At 51.0% G+C, this 18,982-nt stretch carries 12 protein-coding genes, 1 tRNA gene, 2 rRNA genes and 1 pseudogene; 5 read left to right on the plus strand and 11 right to left on the minus strand.

Features of this window, described 5'->3' with window-relative positions; all coding sequences use genetic code 11:
• Window positions 1-83 precede the first annotated feature (83 nt).
• The 3 genes from LG381_RS04310 to LG381_RS04320 all read right to left on the minus strand — a co-directional run bounded on the left by LG381_RS04310 (window position 84) and on the right by LG381_RS04320 (window position 4,880).
• Window positions 84-2,986: ribosomal RNA gene (locus LG381_RS04310) — 23S ribosomal RNA — on the minus strand.
• Window positions 2,987-3,177: 191 nt separating this feature from the next.
• A tRNA-Glu gene (locus tag LG381_RS04315) sits at window positions 3,178-3,253 on the minus strand.
• Window positions 3,254-3,338: 85 nt separating this feature from the next.
• Window positions 3,339-4,880: ribosomal RNA gene (locus LG381_RS04320) — 16S ribosomal RNA — on the minus strand.
• Together the 16S and 23S rRNA genes with 1 tRNA gene alongside form the textbook arrangement of a ribosomal RNA operon.
• 477 nt (window positions 4,881-5,357) lie before the next feature.
• Between LG381_RS04320 and LG381_RS04325 the strand changes: the two genes are divergently transcribed.
• Window positions 5,358-6,050 carry a FadR/GntR family transcriptional regulator gene (locus LG381_RS04325; protein ID WP_001131152.1) on the plus strand — a complete coding sequence of 231 codons (693 nt, stop codon included), beginning with the start codon at window positions 5,358-5,360 and terminating at the stop codon, window positions 6,048-6,050.
• A 19-nt stretch (window positions 6,051-6,069) separates the two neighbouring features.
• Window positions 6,070-6,201 (plus strand): annotated as a pseudogene (locus LG381_RS04330) (hypothetical protein); the annotation flags it as partial.
• Window positions 6,202-6,282: 81 nt separating this feature from the next.
• Here the strand turns inward: LG381_RS04330 and rbsR are convergent.
• From rbsR to kup, 7 genes are all read right to left on the minus strand, one after another.
• Window positions 6,283-7,275 (minus strand): ribose operon transcriptional repressor RbsR, encoded by a 993-nt coding sequence (gene rbsR, locus LG381_RS04335; protein ID WP_000224480.1) that lies wholly within the window; start codon window positions 7,273-7,275, stop codon window positions 6,283-6,285.
• A 3-nt stretch (window positions 7,276-7,278) separates the two neighbouring features.
• Entirely contained in the window at window positions 7,279-8,208 is a 930-nt protein-coding gene (gene rbsK / locus LG381_RS04340; RefSeq protein ID WP_225762967.1) for a ribokinase, read from the minus strand.
• A gap of 125 nt (window positions 8,209-8,333) precedes the next feature.
• Window positions 8,334-9,224, minus strand: a complete 891-nt coding sequence (gene rbsB / locus LG381_RS04345) for a ribose ABC transporter substrate-binding protein RbsB (protein ID WP_001056273.1) — start codon at window positions 9,222-9,224, stop codon at window positions 8,334-8,336.
• A 24-nt stretch (window positions 9,225-9,248) separates the two neighbouring features.
• Window positions 9,249-10,214, minus strand: a complete 966-nt coding sequence (gene rbsC, locus LG381_RS04350; protein WP_000211858.1) for a ribose ABC transporter permease — start codon at window positions 10,212-10,214, stop codon at window positions 9,249-9,251.
• A 4-nt stretch (window positions 10,215-10,218) separates the two neighbouring features.
• Complete coding sequence (gene rbsA, locus LG381_RS04355; protein ID WP_000387776.1) at window positions 10,219-11,724, minus strand: ribose ABC transporter ATP-binding protein RbsA; 1,506 nt, start codon at window positions 11,722-11,724, stop codon at window positions 10,219-10,221.
• 7 nt (window positions 11,725-11,731) lie between these two features.
• Window positions 11,732-12,151 (minus strand): D-ribose pyranase, encoded by a 420-nt coding sequence (rbsD, locus tag LG381_RS04360; protein ID WP_032226881.1) that lies wholly within the window; start codon window positions 12,149-12,151, stop codon window positions 11,732-11,734.
• Between the two features lie 164 nt (window positions 12,152-12,315).
• Window positions 12,316-14,184, minus strand: a complete 1,869-nt coding sequence (gene kup, locus LG381_RS04365; protein ID WP_225762067.1) for a low affinity potassium transporter Kup — start codon at window positions 14,182-14,184, stop codon at window positions 12,316-12,318.
• 222 nt (window positions 14,185-14,406) lie between these two features.
• On the opposite strand from kup, the gene ravA reads away from it, so the two are divergent.
• Together ravA and viaA are read left to right on the plus strand one after the other, a co-directional pair.
• Complete coding sequence (gene ravA / locus LG381_RS04370; RefSeq protein WP_225762068.1) at window positions 14,407-15,903, plus strand: ATPase RavA; 1,497 nt, start codon at window positions 14,407-14,409, stop codon at window positions 15,901-15,903.
• Window positions 15,897-17,348, plus strand: a complete 1,452-nt coding sequence (gene viaA / locus LG381_RS04375; RefSeq protein ID WP_225762069.1) for an ATPase RavA stimulator ViaA — start codon at window positions 15,897-15,899, stop codon at window positions 17,346-17,348. The genes ravA and viaA overlap by 7 nt, the downstream gene beginning before the upstream one ends.
• Window positions 17,349-17,352: 4 nt before the next feature.
• Here viaA and asnA read toward each other — a convergent pair whose 3' ends face one another.
• The gene (gene asnA, locus LG381_RS04380; protein WP_000845136.1) at window positions 17,353-18,345 is read right to left on the minus strand and encodes an aspartate--ammonia ligase; all 993 of its coding nucleotides are present in this window, start codon (window positions 18,343-18,345) and stop codon (window positions 17,353-17,355) included.
• Between the two features lie 151 nt (window positions 18,346-18,496).
• On the opposite strand from asnA, the gene asnC reads away from it, so the two are divergent.
• On the plus strand, window positions 18,497-18,955 hold the full coding sequence (asnC, locus tag LG381_RS04385) for a transcriptional regulator AsnC (protein WP_000432970.1): 459 nt from the start codon (window positions 18,497-18,499) through the stop codon (window positions 18,953-18,955).
• Window positions 18,956-18,982: the final 27 nt, after the last annotated feature.

The following is an 18,982-nucleotide window of genomic DNA, read 5'->3' on the forward strand; positions in this document are numbered from 1 at the left end:
AACATGTCCTGTTCCGACATGTCGATTTAATCTGTATCAGGCTGAAAATCTTCTCTCATCCGCCAAAACAGCTTCGGCGTTGTAAGGTTAAGCCTCACGGTTCATTAGTACCGGTTAGCTCAACGCATCGCTGCGCTTACACACCCGGCCTATCAACGTCGTCGTCTTCAACGTTCCTTCAGGACTCTCAGGGAGTCAGGGAGAACTCATCTCGGGGCAAGTTTCGTGCTTAGATGCTTTCAGCACTTATCTCTTCCGCATTTAGCTACCGGGCAGTGCCATTGGCATGACAACCCGAACACCAGTGATGCGTCCACTCCGGTCCTCTCGTACTAGGAGCAGCCCCCCTCAGTTCTCCAGCGCCCACGGCAGATAGGGACCGAACTGTCTCACGACGTTCTAAACCCAGCTCGCGTACCACTTTAAATGGCGAACAGCCATACCCTTGGGACCTACTTCAGCCCCAGGATGTGATGAGCCGACATCGAGGTGCCAAACACCGCCGTCGATATGAACTCTTGGGCGGTATCAGCCTGTTATCCCCGGAGTACCTTTTATCCGTTGAGCGATGGCCCTTCCATTCAGAACCACCGGATCACTATGACCTGCTTTCGCACCTGCTCGCGCCGTCACGCTCGCAGTCAAGCTGGCTTATGCCATTGCACTAACCTCCTGATGTCCGACCAGGATTAGCCAACCTTCGTGCTCCTCCGTTACTCTTTAGGAGGAGACCGCCCCAGTCAAACTACCCACCAGACACTGTCCGCAACCCGGATCACGGGTCAACGTTAGAACATCAAACATTAAAGGGTGGTATTTCAAGGTCGGCTCCATGCAGACTGGCGTCCACACTTCAAAGCCTCCCACCTATCCTACACATCAAGGCTCAATGTTCAGTGTCAAGCTATAGTAAAGGTTCACGGGGTCTTTCCGTCTTGCCGCGGGTACACTGCATCTTCACAGCGAGTTCAATTTCACTGAGTCTCGGGTGGAGACAGCCTGGCCATCATTACGCCATTCGTGCAGGTCGGAACTTACCCGACAAGGAATTTCGCTACCTTAGGACCGTTATAGTTACGGCCGCCGTTTACCGGGGCTTCGATCAAGAGCTTCGCTTGCGCTGACCCCATCAATTAACCTTCCGGCACCGGGCAGGCGTCACACCGTATACGTCCACTTTCGTGTTTGCACAGTGCTGTGTTTTTAATAAACAGTTGCAGCCAGCTGGTATCTTCGACTGATTTCAGCTCCATGAGTAAATCACTTCACCTACATATCAGCGTGCCTTCTCCCGAAGTTACGGCACCATTTTGCCTAGTTCCTTCACCCGAGTTCTCTCAAGCGCCTTGGTATTCTCTACCTGACCACCTGTGTCGGTTTGGGGTACGATTTGATGTTACCTGATGCTTAGAGGCTTTTCCTGGAAGCAGGGCATTTGTTGCTTCAGCACCGTAGTGCCTCGTCATCACGCCTCAGCCTTGATTTTCCGGATTTGCCTGGAAAACCAGCCTACACGCTTAAACCGGGACAACCGTCGCCCGGCCAACATAGCCTTCTCCGTCCCCCCTTCGCAGTAACACCAAGTACAGGAATATTAACCTGTTTCCCATCGACTACGCCTTTCGGCCTCGCCTTAGGGGTCGACTCACCCTGCCCCGATTAACGTTGGACAGGAACCCTTGGTCTTCCGGCGAGCGGGCTTTTCACCCGCTTTATCGTTACTTATGTCAGCATTCGCACTTCTGATACCTCCAGCATGCCTCACAGCACACCTTCACAGGCTTACAGAACGCTCCCCTACCCAACAACACATAGTGTCGCTGCCGCAGCTTCGGTGCATGGTTTAGCCCCGTTACATCTTCCGCGCAGGCCGACTCGACCAGTGAGCTATTACGCTTTCTTTAAATGATGGCTGCTTCTAAGCCAACATCCTGGCTGTCTGGGCCTTCCCACATCGTTTCCCACTTAACCATGACTTTGGGACCTTAGCTGGCGGTCTGGGTTGTTTCCCTCTTCACGACGGACGTTAGCACCCGCCGTGTGTCTCCCGTGATAACATTCTCCGGTATTCGCAGTTTGCATCGGGTTGGTAAGTCGGGATGACCCCCTTGCCGAAACAGTGCTCTACCCCCGGAGATGAATTCACGAGGCGCTACCTAAATAGCTTTCGGGGAGAACCAGCTATCTCCCGGTTTGATTGGCCTTTCACCCCCAGCCACAAGTCATCCGCTAATTTTTCAACATTAGTCGGTTCGGTCCTCCAGTTAGTGTTACCCAACCTTCAACCTGCCCATGGCTAGATCACCGGGTTTCGGGTCTATACCCTGCAACTTAACGCCCAGTTAAGACTCGGTTTCCCTTCGGCTCCCCTATTCGGTTAACCTTGCTACAGAATATAAGTCGCTGACCCATTATACAAAAGGTACGCAGTCACCCCATAAAAGAGGCTCCCACTGCTTGTACGTACACGGTTTCAGGTTCTTTTTCACTCCCCTCGCCGGGGTTCTTTTCGCCTTTCCCTCACGGTACTGGTTCACTATCGGTCAGTCAGGAGTATTTAGCCTTGGAGGATGGTCCCCCCATATTCAGACAGGATACCACGTGTCCCGCCCTACTCATCGAGCTCACAGTATGTGCATTTTTGTGTACGGGGCTGTCACCCTGTATCGCGCGCCTTTCCAGACGCTTCCACTAACACACACACTGATTCAGGCTCTGGGCTGCTCCCCGTTCGCTCGCCGCTACTGGGGGAATCTCGGTTGATTTCTTTTCCTCGGGGTACTTAGATGTTTCAGTTCCCCCGGTTCGCTTCATTAACCTATGGATTCAGTTAATGATAGTGTGACGAATCACACTGGGTTTCCCCATTCGGAAATCGCCGGTTATAACGGTTCATATCACCTTACCGACGCTTATCGCAGATTAGCACGTCCTTCATCGCCTCTGACTGCCAGGGCATCCACCGTGTACGCTTAGTCGCTTAACCTCACAACCCGAAGATGTTTCGTAAAACACCATCGTGTTGCGAAAATTTGAGAGACTCACGAACAACTTTCGTTGTTCAGTGTTTCAATTTTCAGCTTGATCCAGATTTTTAAAGAGCAAATATCTCAAACATCACCCGAAGATGAGTTTTGAGATATTAAGGCAGGTGACTTTCACTCACAAACCAGCAAGTGGCGTCCCCTAGGGGATTCGAACCCCTGTTACCGCCGTGAAAGGGCGGTGTCCTGGGCCTCTAGACGAAGGGGACGTATCAGTCTGCTTCGCAAGACGCCTTGCTTTTCACTTTCTATCAGACAATCTGTGTGAGCACTTCAAAGTACGTTTCTTTAAGGTAAGGAGGTGATCCAACCGCAGGTTCCCCTACGGTTACCTTGTTACGACTTCACCCCAGTCATGAATCACAAAGTGGTAAGCGCCCTCCCGAAGGTTAAGCTACCTACTTCTTTTGCAACCCACTCCCATGGTGTGACGGGCGGTGTGTACAAGGCCCGGGAACGTATTCACCGTGGCATTCTGATCCACGATTACTAGCGATTCCGACTTCATGGAGTCGAGTTGCAGACTCCAATCCGGACTACGACGCACTTTATGAGGTCCGCTTGCTCTCGCGAGGTCGCTTCTCTTTGTATGCGCCATTGTAGCACGTGTGTAGCCCTGGTCGTAAGGGCCATGATGACTTGACGTCATCCCCACCTTCCTCCAGTTTATCACTGGCAGTCTCCTTTGAGTTCCCGGCCAAACCGCTGGCAACAAAGGATAAGGGTTGCGCTCGTTGCGGGACTTAACCCAACATTTCACAACACGAGCTGACGACAGCCATGCAGCACCTGTCTCACAGTTCCCGAAGGCACCAATCCATCTCTGGAAAGTTCTGTGGATGTCAAGACCAGGTAAGGTTCTTCGCGTTGCATCGAATTAAACCACATGCTCCACCGCTTGTGCGGGCCCCCGTCAATTCATTTGAGTTTTAACCTTGCGGCCGTACTCCCCAGGCGGTCGACTTAACGCGTTAGCTCCGGAAGCCACGCCTCAAGGGCACAACCTCCAAGTCGACATCGTTTACGGCGTGGACTACCAGGGTATCTAATCCTGTTTGCTCCCCACGCTTTCGCACCTGAGCGTCAGTCTTCGTCCAGGGGGCCGCCTTCGCCACCGGTATTCCTCCAGATCTCTACGCATTTCACCGCTACACCTGGAATTCTACCCCCCTCTACGAGACTCAAGCCTGCCAGTATCAGATGCAGTTCCCAGGTTGAGCCCGGGGATTTCACATCTGACTTAACAGACCGCCTGCGTGCGCTTTACGCCCAGTAATTCCGATTAACGCTTGCACCCTCCGTATTACCGCGGCTGCTGGCACGGAGTTAGCCGGTGCTTCTTCTGCGGGTAACGTCAATGAGCAAAGGTATTAACTTTACTCCCTTCCTCCCCGCTGAAAGTACTTTACAACCCGAAGGCCTTCTTCATACACGCGGCATGGCTGCATCAGGCTTGCGCCCATTGTGCAATATTCCCCACTGCTGCCTCCCGTAGGAGTCTGGACCGTGTCTCAGTTCCAGTGTGGCTGGTCATCCTCTCAGACCAGCTAGGGATCGTCGCCTAGGTGAGCCGTTACCCCACCTACTAGCTAATCCCATCTGGGCACATCCGATGGCAAGAGGCCCGAAGGTCCCCCTCTTTGGTCTTGCGACGTTATGCGGTATTAGCTACCGTTTCCAGTAGTTATCCCCCTCCATCAGGCAGTTTCCCAGACATTACTCACCCGTCCGCCACTCGTCAGCGAAACAGCAAGCTGTTTCCTGTTACCGTTCGACTTGCATGTGTTAGGCCTGCCGCCAGCGTTCAATCTGAGCCATGATCAAACTCTTCAATTTAAAAGTTTGATGCTCAAAGAATTAAACTTCGTAATGAATTACGTGTTCACTCTTGAGACTTGGTATTCATTTATCGTCTTGCGACGTTAAGAATCCGTATCTTCGAGTGCCCACACAGATTGTCTGATAAATTGTTAAAGAGCAGTGCCGCTTCGTTTTTTCTCAGCGGCGCGGGGTGTGCATAATACGCTTTCCCGCTACAGAGTCAAGCATTTTTTTGCTTTTCTCTGTTGAGATTCTCAGGAGAATCCCGCTGACCCGGCGGCGTGTTTGCCGTTGTTCCGTGTCAGTGGTGGCGCATTATAGGGAGTTATTCTGAGCTGACAAGAGGAAATTTAAAATAATTTTCCGAATGCGCGTTTTTTCATCAAAACACTTGTTGGTGTGCCATAAAACAAGCAATTTGCCGTTTTTGCAACCGCAATCACACTTCCTGGTGGCATACTAAGGAGGAAAAAAAGAATAAGGAAGATGAGTATGCCATTAAGCGCACAACAGTTAGCTGCACAGAAAAACCTTTCGTATGTTCTGGCCGAGAAGCTGGCGCAACGGATCTTAAAAGGTGAATACGCACCCGGCACCATTCTGCCTGGTGAAATTGAGCTGGGTGAGCAATTTGGAGTGAGCCGTACTGCGGTACGCGAAGCGGTCAAGACGTTAACGGCAAAAGGAATGGTTTTGCCACGACCACGAATTGGTACGCGTGTCATGCCGCAATCCAACTGGAATTTTCTTGATCAAGAGTTGCTCTCCTGGTGGATGACAGAAGAGAACTTTCATCAAGTTATTGATCATTTTCTGGTTATGCGTATCTGTCTGGAGCCGCAAGCCTGCTTATTGGCAGCAACGGTGGGCACCGCAGAACAGAAGGCGCATCTCAATACACTGATGGCCGAAATGGTGTCGTTAAAAGAGCATTTCCGCCGGGAGCGTTGGATTGAGGTCGATATGGCCTGGCATGAACATATTTATGAAATGAGCGCCAATCCGTTTTTGACATCTTTCGCTTCACTATTTCATTCGGTTTATCACACTTACTTTACGTCAATAACCAGCGATACCGTGATAAAACTGGATCTACACCAGGCGATTGTCGATGCAATAATCCAAAGTGATGGCGACGCTGCATTTAAAGCTTGTCAGGCGCTGCTACGCTCCCCGGATAAGTAATATAACAAACGGATACAGTATGGCGGGTTTGCCGTGCATTGCGGCAATAGTCATCTTTATACGGACACTAAATCTCACCATCCTGAATACCACCTTATCCGCAATTGCTGCCATCATCAGTTATACGCTGACGGTGGCAATGCTTATTCCGGAGAATTATTACTGTTGCTTCAGTAGCAATATTCATGCTTCTGAAAGCAACAGTAATAATTTGATTAAAAAAAGCGTAAATCTAAGCCGAGCCGCGCTCCATCAGTATCGGCGTAAGTTGTAGTCGTTGTTGCTGTAGATTTGGCTGTGCTATCCGGTGGATGAGTACATCAATCGCCAGCTCTCCCAGTTCATCTTTTGGTTGATGAATTGTAGTGAGCGGTGGCGTCATAAAGCTTGCCAGTTCGATATCGTCATAGCCAATCACCGCGATATCCTGCGGGACATATAACCCAGCCTGATATAGAGCCTGGTATACGCCAACTGCCATAGCGTCATTTCCAGTAAAGACTGCCTGGGGGCGCAGCGGATGCGATAACAATTGCTGCATCGCGTCAAACCCGCCGTTAAATTCAAAATCGCCAGTGACTTCATAACCATCAGGAACGTCAAGGCCAGCACGCTTCATTGCCGCCCGATAACCTTCCAGCCGCAAGCGCGCAGGCGTTTTATCCAACGGACCGGTAATACAGGCAATTCGGGTATAACCTTTGTCGATCAGATATTGCGTCGCTAAATCTCCGCCCAGCAACGAGTTATCCTGAATAAGATCGCTGTCGCCATCGAACGGCGCCCAGTCCATCATCACAGTAGGGATTGTTGGATAACGTTGCATTATTTCACGCGAAGGCTGGTGTGTTTCGGTGCACAGTAACAGCAAGCCATCAACGCGCTTTTGCATCAGCGTTTCCAGATTGCGATTCATTCGCTGCTCATCGCCTTCGGTATTACAAAGAACAAGGCTATAACCGCGTTCGAAGCAACTGCGTTCAACGCCACGCACCAGTTCGGAATAGAAAGGATTGGTACTGGCAGTAATCAACATGCCAATGGTTCGAGTCTGATTGAGCTTGAGGCTACGCGCCAGAGCTGATGGCGCGTAATTGAGTTCCTTAATCGCCGCTTCAACTTTGGCGGTAATCGCTTCGCTGACGAAGCGATCTTTATTGATGACGTGAGAAACGGTTGAGGTAGAAACGCCCGCCAGGCGGGCAACATCTTTCATTGTGGCCAAGCGTCACCTCTGCCTGTCTAAAAATGTTTCGATCTCTTCACGCCACGGTACTGACGGTTGTGCGCCTTTGCGCGTTACGGCAATCGCAGCGGCAGCATGAGCAAAACGAATCGCCTCAGGCAATGGTTTTTCTTCCAGCAACGCCGTGATTAACGCGCCGTTAAAAGTATCTCCGGCAGCAATGGTATCGACAGCCTGAACCCGGAATCCAGGAACGCGCTGACCTTCGCCATTCACGCTAGCCCACACGCCACGACTTCCTAAGGTAATCAGTACGGTACGGATACCTTTCTCATGCAGTACCTGCGCAGCCTTCGCCGCATCTTCATCATTTTCAACACGAATACCGGTGAGCTTTTCTGCTTCAGTTTCGTTTGGCGTAATAATGTCCACCAGCGCCAGCAATTCATCAGGTAATTCGCGAGCCGGAGCGGGGTTAAGCGCGACGATAGTCTTATTTTGATGGGCGATTTTCGCCGCCGCCATCACACTTTCGAGTGGTGATTCCAGCTGCATTAATAATGCCGACGCGTTAGCAATACGCTCACGTTGCGCTTCCACCAGCGCCGGGGAAAGGGCAGCGTTAGCCCCTGCATGAATACCAATGACGTTCTCGCCGTCACCATTAACAAAAATCAGCGCCACGCCTGTCGATTCGCCTTTGATCACGCTGACCGGCGAAATATCAATATTATCAGTGGCGAGCTGCTGGCGAACGCTCTCACCAATACTGTCATCTCCCGTGCAGGCAATAAACGCGATATTCGCGCCGCTACGCCCTGCTGCCACAGCCTGATTCGCGCCTTTACCGCCGAATGCGACTTGATAGTGGTTACCGGTTACTGTTTCGCCTGGAGTTGGAAAAGATTGAAGATTAAGAATGTGGTCAGCATTAATGCTGCCAAGAACAACGAGGCTGCCTGCGTTTTGCATATTCGGGATGTCCATAAAATGCGCCACCGTGTTAGGGTGGCGCGTGCCCTGCTTTTCTTTATATTACACGTTCATCTGTCGATGACGTATTTATGTCACCATCAGGTCATACAACCTGATTAAAACTACTGCTTAACAACCAGTTTCAGATCAACCGGATACTTAGCCTGAACTTTCTCGCCTTTCAGCACTTTATCAGCGGTTTCGACGCCTTTAGCGCCAATCTGATCGGGTAGCTGAGCGATAGTCGCTGCTAGTTTGCCATCATTCACCGCTTTTTCGCCATCCGGTGTACCGTCAAATCCGACGACCATCACATCCGATTTACCGGCAGTTTGCAGCGCGCGCAGTGCGCCCAGCGCCATTTCATCATTCTGCGCGAACACAGCCTGCACATCCGGGTGAGCGGTCAGCAGGTTCTGCATGACGTTCAAACCTTTGGTGCGATCGAAGTCTGCCGGCTGGCTAGCGAGAACGTTAAACTTGTGAGCAGCAACGGCCTGCTGGAAGCCTTCACCACGTTCACGAGCTGCGGATGTACCGGCAATGCCTTGCAGTTCGATAACTTTTGCACCTTCGCCAGCTTTCTTCGCGATGTAATCACCCGCAATTTTGCCTCCCAGTACGTTATCAGAAGCAATGTGGCTAACCACTTCACCTTTCGTTGCCTGGCGGTCAAGAGTGATAACCGGGATGTTCGCCTGGTTAGCCATCTTCACAGCATTACCCACTGCGTCGGAGTCCGTCGGGTTAATCAGCAGAATTTTGGTGCCGCGAACGGTTAAGTCCTGCACGTTTGCCAGCTCTTTCGCCGGGTTGTTCTGGGAGTCCAGCACCACCAGGTTATAGCCAAGTTTATCCGCCTCTTTCTGCGCGCCATCTTTCAGCGATACAAAGAACGGGTTGTTAAGTGTAGAAACCACCAGCGCGATGGTGTCTTTTGCCATCGCATTCGCACTGACGGTGGCGCTTAGCGCAACAGCGGAAACCAGGGTAGCCAGTTTTTTCATGTTCATATTCAAGATGTCCTGTAGTCGTTATTACTGTTTTTTGTTGTCTACCAGCACCGCCAGCAAAATCACCACCGCTTTGACGATCATCTGGTAATAGGAGGAAACACCTAACAAATTCAACCCATTATTAAGGAAGCCAAGAATTAATGCGCCGATCAACGTCCCAACAATGCGACCTTTTCCGCCCGCCAGGCTCGTACCGCCCAGAACCACCGCAGCAATAGCATCCAGCTCATAGCCAGTCCCCGCAGTAGGTTGCGCGGAGGAGAGGCGCGCCACTTCAATGATCCCGGCCAGCGATGCCAGCAGACCACAAAGAGAATAGACGATGATTTTGATTTTATTGACGTTGATACCAGAAAGGCGCGTTGCTGCTTCGTTACCACCCAGCGCGTAGATGTAACGTCCCAGACGCGTGTGATGCAGCATGTACCAGGCCGCGAGGAAAACAATCCCCATGATCCAGACTGGCGTCGGAACACCCAGCGGACGACCAATACCAAACCAGCCGAACAGATCGGCGTTCTCAGTAAATCCGGTATTCACCGGGCTACCGTTGGTGTAAACCATGGTCACGCCGCGCAGTAAAAGCATCATAACCAGCGTAGCGATGAACGCCTGGACGCGACCTTTCGCCACAATCACCCCGGTTACCGCGCCAATTGCCGCACCTAACGCGAGAGCGGCAGCGACAGCCACCAGCGCGTTGACTTCAATGCCGACGATAGATGCAGCAACTGCACCAGTCAGCGCCAACAGAGAACCGACCGACAGGTCGATGCCTGACGTCAGGATAACCAGCGTCATCCCGACCGCCATAATGGCGTTCACCGAGGTTTGCTGGAGAATATTGAACAAGTTATTGATGGTGAAAAAGTTCGGGCTTAACGTCGAGACAATCGCGATCAGCACCAGCAGAGCGATAAGCGATTTCTGTTCCATCAGCCACGCTTTCGTGAAATAACGGCGACCAGAGACAGTCTGGGTTGTCATTTTTTTACTCCTGATTCACGCGATTAAGCTTGCCCACAGCGGCAGCCATTAACACTTCCTGAGTGGCCTGCTCTCGAGTAAATTCCCCGCTGAGATGCCCTTCATGCATGACGATAATGCGATCGCTCATGCCTAATACTTCTGGCATTTCCGATGACACCAGAATGATGCTCAAACCATCGGCTTTGAACTGGTTAATCAGTTGATAGATCTCTTTTTTCGCGCCGACATCTACGCCACGGGTAGGCTCATCAAGGATCAACACTTTAGGACGCGTCATCAGGCCACGGGCAATCGCCACTTTTTGCTGATTTCCCCCAGAAAGCAGGCCTATTGCCTGTTCCATCGACGGCGTCTTGACGTTGAACAGACGGATAAAATCACTGACCGCCTGCTGCTCATCCGCATGTTTCAGGCTACCACCTGTGCGACTGAAGTAGCGTAGCGCGGTCAGTGACATGTTCTCTTTTACTGACATGCCCAACACTAAACCGTCGCGTTTACGGTCTTCAGAGATATACACAATGCCGTTTGCCAGGCCATCCTGCGGCGAACGGGTAACGACCTCATGACCATCCAGGGTGACGTAACCGCTGGTGCGCGGCAGGGCGCCATAGAGCACTTTCATCAGTTCGGTACGACCTGCGCCCATCAAACCAGAGACGCCAAGAATTTCGCCTTTGCGTAAAGCAAAAGAGACATCGTTAACGCCAGGTCCGCAGAGATTATCGACTTTCAGTAAGACGTCTCCCGGCGCTTTGTCCAGGTGTGGATACTGATCTTCCAGCTTACGTCCCACCATCATCTCAATCAGCGAATCTTCAGTCAGTGACGCTACTTCGCGCTCGGCAATAAATTGCCCGTCACGAAAAACGGTAACGTCATCGCAAATCTCGAAGATTTCTTTCATACGGTGGGAAATATAGACAATGCCGCGCCCCTGCGATTTCAGTTCGCGGATAACGCGGAACAGGGATTCTGTTTCGGTATCGGTCAGTGCATCGGTCGGTTCATCCATAATGATGACTTTCGACTCAAAGCTCAGCACTTTGGCAATTTCCACCATCTGCTGGTCGCCAATAGAAAGATCGCCCACCAGCTTGTCGCTTTTAAACCGCAGGTTAAGTTTGGCTAAGAGTTTATCCGCTTCGGCATACATGGTTTTCCAGTCAATTTTGCCAAAGCGATTTACAAACTCACGACCGAGGAAAATGTTTTCTGCAATGGTCAACTGCGGGATCAGGTTCAGTTCCTGGTGGATAATCCCAATCCCGGCTTCCTGGGAGGATTTCGGCCCGGTAAAAGTAGTCTCTTTACCCAACCATAAAAGCGTACCAGCATCACGGGTATAGATACCGGTCAGCACTTTCATCATGGTGGATTTACCCGCACCATTTTCGCCTACCAGCGCCATCACACGACCTGGATAGACATTTAACGCGGCTCCCGAGAGAGCTTTTACGCCCGGAAACGCTTTATCGATACCTTTAAGCTGTAGTAATGCTTCCATGGCGGCCTCAGAACGTCACGCCAGCACAGAGAATGATATTCGCATACGGAGAACATTCTCCGCTGCGAATTACCGCCTGACTTTCTGCGGTTTGTTGTTTGAATTGTTCATGCGTGGTGTAACGAATTTCAATAGTGTTTCCCTGGTGTTTTTGCAGCTGCTCAAGGTGAGTGAGCAACGTTTCGTGGAGTTGCGGATTATGTTGTTTGATCTCTTCCGCGATAATGGCTGCCTCGACCTGCATTTCACTTGTGACGACGCCCAGCACCTGCATAAAAGAAGGTACACCCTGGGTTAATGCCATATCGATACGCGTTGTACTTTTGGGGATGGGTAAACCAGCATCACACACCACCAGCGTATCGGTATGCCCCAGGCAGGAGATCACCGACGAAATATCAGAATTAAGAACGGCGCCTTTTTTCATTTTTTTCTCCATCAGCGAAACGTTTCGCTGACCCGCAGTTTAATCCCGACTGATTAAGGAAAACCATCACGACGTTACTGAAATGTGATCAACATCGAAACGTTTTACATCGTGAGTAACCATGAAAAAAAACGCCCCCTTATGGAGAAAGGAGGCGTCTGGCGTTAGATTTCGACCTGAGTACCCAGTTCGATAACCCTGTTTGGCGGGATTTCAAATTGATCTGGTGCACGCAGCGCATTACGTTGCAGCAGCAAGTACAGCTTGCCGCGCAGACGCAAATACCACGGGCGTTTGCCAAGGATCAGTGATTCATGCGACATAAAGAAGGAGGTTTCCATCATCCGGCAACTTAATCCTTCCAGACCGCAGCGGTGGAAAACTTCTTCCACGTTTGGCGTTTCTCGCCAACCATAACTTGCCACCACCCGCCAGAAAGTGGGCGACAATTGTTCAATCTGTACCCGACGGACGTTATGGACATATGGCGCGTCTTCAGTACGCAGAGTTAACAGAATAACCCGCTCATGCAACACCTTGTTATGTTTAAGGTTATGCATCAGCGCAAAGGGAATGACATTAATTGCACGCGACATATACACAGCGGTTCCGGGAACGCGAACAGGCGGTGATTTCTCCAGTGAAGCAATCATTGCTTCCAGAGAGTTACCATGTTCGTGCATCCGACGCAGCAGGCGGAAACGCTCGCTCTTCCAGGTCGTCATCACGATAAACATCACCGTGCCGAGGCTCAGAGGCAACCAGCCGCCGGAAAGCAGTTTATCGAGGTTAGCGGTAAACAGAGGGATATCGACACAAAGGAAAGCAATCAAAATCAGCGCAACAAAATACTTATTCCAGTGCCAGTTCTGACGCGCCACGGTGGTTGAAAGAATAGACGTCAGCACCATCGTTCCGGTCACCGCAATTCCATACGCCGCCGCCAGGTTGCTGGAGTGCTCAAAGCTGACAATGACAATCACGACTGCGACATAGAGCATCCAGTTCACAAACGGAATGTAGATTTGCCCTGACTCCATTTCAGAGGTGTGAATAATGCGCATCGGCGACAAGTATCCCAGACGTACCGCCTGACGCGTCAATGAGAAAACACCAGAAATAACCGCCTGCGAGGCAATCACCGTTGCCAGTGCGGCGATGATCAGTAGCGGGATCAGCGCCCAATCCGGAGCCAACAGGAAGAACGGGTTCTTAATCGCTTCCGGGTGTTTTAACAGCAGCGCCCCCTGCCCAAAGTAGTTAAGGGTCAAAGACGGCAATACGACGGTGAACCACGCCAGGCGAATAGGGAACTTACCAAAGTGCCCCATATCGGCATACAGCGCCTCGACACCGGTAATCGACAGCACCACCGCGCCTAACGCAATAAAGGAAACGGTTTTATATTCAAGGAAGAAATGCACCGCCCACATTGGATTTAAAGCATGTAACACTTCAGGGTTGGCAATAATGCTACGTAACCCCAGCCCCGCCAGAATCAAAAACCAGGTCAGCATAATCGGCGCAAACAACTTACCGACCATGGCAGTGCCATGCTTTTGAATCATAAACAGTAAAGTGAGAACGATGATTGAGAGGGGAACTATCCAGGTATCCAGCTGAGGGGTGACGATTTCCAGACCTTCAATGGCTGACATCACCGAAATAGCGGGTGTTATGACAACTTCACCATAGAAGAAACTGCCGCCGATTAGCCCCATAATCACCAGCATTGATGTCGTTCGCGCCGACGTATTACGCCCGGCAAGCGACATCAATGTCAGTATGCCCCCTTCCCCGGCGTTATCTGCCCGCATCACGAAGGTGAGATATTTAATGGAAACCACAAAGATTAGCAGCCAGAAGATCAGCGATAAAAAGCCAAACACGGCATCGCGTTCAACGCCAAAACCAAACTGGCCGGACAAACATTCACGAAGTGTATATAACGGGCTGGTACCAATATCGCCGTAGACAACTCCAATCGCCGCGAGGGTAATCGCGGGCAACGATTGCTTATTATCAGTGCTCATAGACTAGTCTTTCGTTGAAATATGAAATGTGTGCGTAGTCCCTTGGCCCACAAAAAAGCGCACAGTATGCACGATTAACGGCAAAATCGTACTCCTAAATGCGACCACATTAACCTGGCTCAAAGAAAAATAGCCCTCCTTTGAGACTATTTTTGCCACCAGCAAGAAACGTCTATACTCGCAGTTTACGCAGAACTTTTGACGAAAGGACGCCACTTCATTATGGCTCACCCTCATTTATTAGCGGAAAGAATTTCCCGTCTAAGCAGTTCGCTTGAAAAAGGGCTTTATGAACGTAGCCACGCCATCCGCCTGTGTTTGTTAGCGGCATTAAGTGGTGAAAGCGTATTCCTGCTTGGCCCACCAGGTATTGCTAAAAGTTTAATCGCCCGGCGCTTAAAATTCGCCTTCCAGAATGCGCGCGCGTTTGAATATCTGATGACCCGCTTCTCCACACCGGAAGAAGTTTTTGGCCCCCTTTCTATTCAGGCGTTAAAAGATGAAGGCCGCTATGAGCGTTTAACCAGCGGCTACCTGCCGGAAGCGGAAATCGTCTTTCTTGATGAGATCTGGAAAGCCGGGCCAGCGATTCTTAATACCCTACTAACCGCTATTAATGAACGCCACTTCCGCAACGGCGCACATGTTGAAAAAATCCCTATGCGCCTGCTGGTGGCGGCCTCCAACGAACTGCCAGAAGCAGACAGCAGCCTGGAAGCGTTATATGACCGTATGCTGATTCGTCTGTGGTTAGATAAAGTGCAGGATAAAACGAATTTTCGCTCCATGCTGACCAGCCAACAGGATGAAAACGACAATCCCGTTCCACCATCCTTGCAGGTCACGGATGAAGAATACGAACGCTGGCAGAAAGAGATTGGTGAAATTACGCTGCCCGATCATGTATTTGAGCTGATTTTTATGCTGCGCCAGCAACTGGATAAATTACCGGATGCGCCTTATGTCTCCGACCGTCGCTGGAAAAAAGCGATCCGCTTATTGCAGGCCAGCGCCTTTTTTAGCGGTCGCAGCGCGGTTGTCCCGATTGATCTCATCTTGCTGAAAGATTGCCTGTGGTACGACGCCCAAAGTCTGAATTTAATTCAACAACAAATTGACGTATTGATGACCAGTCATGCGTGGCAGCAACAGGAAATGCTGACGCGACTGAGTGCAATTGTGCAGCGTCGCCTGCAACTCCAGCAGCAACAAAGCGATAAAACGGCCTTTACGGTGATTCGTCAGGGTGGCATGTTCAGCCGTCGCCCACAATATCAACTTCCTGCCGACGTTGCTGCTTCCACGCTGACCCTGTTGCTGCAAAAACCATTAAAATTGCATGATATGGAAGTTGTTCATATCGCTTTTGAGCGTAGCGCACTGGAACAGTGGCTGAGTAAAGGTGGTGAAATTCGCGGCAAACTGAACGGTATCGGCTTTGCCCAGAAACTGAATCTGGAAGTTGATAGCGCCCAACATCTGGTTGTACGCGATGTGAGTTTACAAGGCAGTACGCTGGCGCTTCCCGGTTCATCGGCTGAAGGTCTGCCTGGTGAAATAAAACAACAACTGGAAGAGCTTGAAAGCGACTGGCGCAAGCAACACGCCTTATTCAGCGAACAGCAAAAATGTCTGTTTATCCATAGCGACTGGTTAGGTCGCATTGAAGCCAGCCTACAGGATGTCGGCACCCAGATTCGCCAGGCGCAACAATGCTAACACTGGATACGCTCAATGTGATGCTGGCCGTCAGCGAAGAGGGATTGATCGAAGAGATGATCATCGCTCTGTTGGCCTCACCGCAGTTGGCTGTCTTCTTTGAAAAATTCCCACGACTGAAGGCGGCAATCACTGATGATATTCCCCGCTGGCGTGAGGCGCTGCGCAGTCGGCTGAAAGATGCCCGAGTCCCGCAGGAGCTCACGGAAGAGGTCATGTGCTATCAGCAAAGCCAGCTTCTTTCCACGCCGCAATTTATTGTGCAACTACCGCAGATACTGGACTTACTGCATCGACTGAATTCCCCGTGGGCCAAACAAGCCCAGCAGTTGGTTGATGCCAACGGCACGATCACTCCGGCATTACACACGCTTTTTCTCCAGCGTTGGCGCTTAAGTCTGATAGTGCAAGCGACGACGTTAAATCAACAGTTATTAGAAGAAGAACGCGAACAACTGTTGAGTGAAGTTCAGGAACGCATGACGCTAAGTGGGCAGCTTGAACCGATTCTGGCAGAAAACAACACCGCAGCCGGTCGTCTGTGGGATATGAGCGCCGGTCAGCTTAAACGCGACGACTATCAGTTAATTGTAAAATACGGTGAATTTCTTAACGAACAGCCGGAACTGAAGCGCCTGGCGGAACAGCTCGGGCGTTCGCGGGAAGCCAAATCGATACCACGCAACGATGCGCAGATGGAAACCTTCCGCACTATGGTGCGCGAACCGGCGACCGTTCCTGAGCAGGTTGATGGTCTGCAACAAAGCGATGATATTTTACGCCTTCTGCCGCCGGAACTGGCTACGCTTGGGATAACTGAACTGGAGTATGAGTTTTACCGTCGGCTGGTGGAAAAGCAGTTGCTTACCTATCGTCTGCACGGTGAATCGTGGCGTGAAAAAGTGATCGAACGCCCGGTGGTACATAAAGATTACGACGAACAGCCGCGCGGGCCGTTTATTGTCTGCGTGGATACTTCCGGCTCAATGGGCGGCTTTAATGAACAGTGTGCGAAAGCATTCTGCCTGGCATTAATGCGCATTGCCCTCGCTGAAAACCGGCGCTGCTTTATTATGTTATTTTCCACCGAGATTGTCCGTTATGAGCTTTCAGGCTCACAAGGCATCGAACAAGCGATTCGCTTTTTAAGCCAGCAGTTTCGTGGCGGCACCGATCTTGCCAGTTGTTTTCGCTCCATTATGGAACGCTTGCAAAGCCGGGAATGGTTTGACGCCGATGCGGTGGTGATTTCTGATTTTATCGCCCAGCGGTTGCCTGACGACGTGACGAGTAAAGTGAAAGAGTTGCAGCGGGTACATCAGCATCGCTTTCATGCCGTGGCGATGTCGGCACACGGCAAACCCGGCATCATGCGCATTTTCGATCATATCTGGCGTTTTGATACCGGGATGCGAAGCCGCCTGCTCAGACGCTGGCGGCGATAAATTATTACAGCAGAGAAGGGACGCTCTCACGAACTGCCGCAGGCCAAACGCCACACTGAACCTGGCCGATATGCGGCAGTTGCAGCAGTAGCATGGTCAAACGAGACTGGCCGATACCGCCGCCGATAGTCTGCGGCATTTCACCGCGCAGCAGCGCCTGATGCCACTCTAGTTGCAGACGATCTTCATCACCAGTTAGCGCCAGTTGGTGCTTCAGCGTGTCAGCATCTACGCGAATCCCCATTGAAGAAAGTTCAAACGCATCTTCCAGCACCGGGTTCCACACCAGAATATCGCCGTTCAGACCCGCATGGCCCAGTTCTGACGGGGTGCTCCAGTCATCATAATCCGGTGCGCGCACGTCGTGACGATGACCATCACTCAACTTGCCGCCAATCCCGACAAGGAATACCGCGCCAAGATCTTTCGCAATCGCCCGCTCACGCCCTTTGGCATCGAGATCCGGATAACGAGACAGTAATTCCTGGCTGTGTACGAAGTGGATCTGATCCGGCAGGAACGGTGCCAGGCCAAACTCTTCGCTAACCGCAGCTTCGGTTGCTTTAATTCCCGCCCAGATCGCCTCTACCGTGCTTTTCAGAGTCGAGAATTGACGCTCGCCGTCGCCCATTACGCGTTCCCAGTCCCACTGGTCTACATAGACCGAGTGCAACGGAGAAAGACGGTCTTCATCGGGGCGAAGGGCTTTCATGTGCGTGTACAGCCCTTCGCCCACGCTGAAGTCGTGTTGCCCTAACGTCTGACGTTTCCACTTCGCCAGTGAATGAACCACTTCGAACTGGGCATCAGGCAGAGCTTTCACTTTTACCTGTACCGCTTTTTCACAGCCCGACAAGTTATCCTGCGTGCCATCCCCCACACGACTAAGGATTGGCGCCTGGACTTCAATCAGCCCTAAGCGTTCTTCCAGTTGACGAGAAAAGTGAGATTTCACGAAGCTAATTTGACGTTGTTTGGCAATGTAAGCGGTTTTCATTTTTTATACTCCTGCGTCCTGTTGCGTATGATTAAGCAACAAAAACCAGCACACATGCAATAATCATTCAATAAAAAGCCTTACCCACTTTTGATTCATTAAAAAAGAAGACTAAAATAGAATGAATCATCAATATGAATAAGAAAATCCTATGGAAAATTATCTGATCGACAATCTGGACCGTGGCATCCTGGAAGCATTAATGGGCAATGCGCGCACCGCTTACGCTGAACTGGCGAAACAATTTGGCGTCAGCCCGGGGACGATTCACGTTCGTGTAGAGAAAATGAAGCAGGCGGGGATCATTACCGGTGCGCGTATCGACGTCAGCCCGAAGCAGCTTGGTTATGACGTAGGCTGCTTTATCGGCATTATATTAAAGAGCGCCAAAGACTACCCTTCCGCGCTGGCAAAGCTGGAAAGCCTTGATGAAGTTACTGAAGCCTATTACACAACCGGCCACTACAGCATCTTTATAAAAGTGATGTGCCGTTCGATCGATGCTCTCCAGCATGTACTTATCAACAAGATCCAAACAATTGATGAAATTCAGTCCACCGAAACACTGATCGTCCTGCAGAACCCGATCATGCGTACCATCAAGCCATGATCAGCTTTTTTAATCCCATACTTTTCC

Origin of the sequence: Escherichia sp. Marseille-Q3837, from assembly GCF_916618735.1 — a bacterium.
GTDB lineage: Bacteria > Pseudomonadota > Gammaproteobacteria > Enterobacterales > Enterobacteriaceae > Escherichia > Escherichia ruysiae.

What these genes read in the sequence shown, in the direction of transcription:
- LG381_RS04325 (WP_001131152.1), top strand. Translation starts at nt 5,358, where the DNA reads ATGCCATTAAGCGCACAACAGTTAGCTGCACAGAAAAACCTTTCGTAT.
- rbsK (WP_225762967.1), bottom strand. Translation starts at nt 8,208, where the DNA reads ATGCAAAACGCAGGCAGCCTCGTTGTTCTTGGCAGCATTAATGCTGAC.
- rbsB (WP_001056273.1), bottom strand. Translation starts at nt 9,224, where the DNA reads ATGAACATGAAAAAACTGGCTACCCTGGTTTCCGCTGTTGCGCTAAGC.
- rbsC (WP_000211858.1), bottom strand. Translation starts at nt 10,214, where the DNA reads ATGACAACCCAGACTGTCTCTGGTCGCCGTTATTTCACGAAAGCGTGG.
- rbsA (WP_000387776.1), bottom strand. Translation starts at nt 11,724, where the DNA reads ATGGAAGCATTACTACAGCTTAAAGGTATCGATAAAGCGTTTCCGGGC.
- rbsD (WP_032226881.1), bottom strand. Translation starts at nt 12,151, where the DNA reads ATGAAAAAAGGCGCCGTTCTTAATTCTGATATTTCGTCGGTGATCTCC.
- kup (WP_225762067.1), bottom strand. Translation starts at nt 14,184, where the DNA reads ATGAGCACTGATAATAAGCAATCGTTGCCCGCGATTACCCTCGCGGCG.
- ravA (WP_225762068.1), top strand. Translation starts at nt 14,407, where the DNA reads ATGGCTCACCCTCATTTATTAGCGGAAAGAATTTCCCGTCTAAGCAGT.
- viaA (WP_225762069.1), top strand. Translation starts at nt 15,897, where the DNA reads ATGCTAACACTGGATACGCTCAATGTGATGCTGGCCGTCAGCGAAGAG.
- asnA (WP_000845136.1), bottom strand. Translation starts at nt 18,345, where the DNA reads ATGAAAACCGCTTACATTGCCAAACAACGTCAAATTAGCTTCGTGAAA.
- asnC (WP_000432970.1), top strand. Translation starts at nt 18,497, where the DNA reads ATGGAAAATTATCTGATCGACAATCTGGACCGTGGCATCCTGGAAGCA.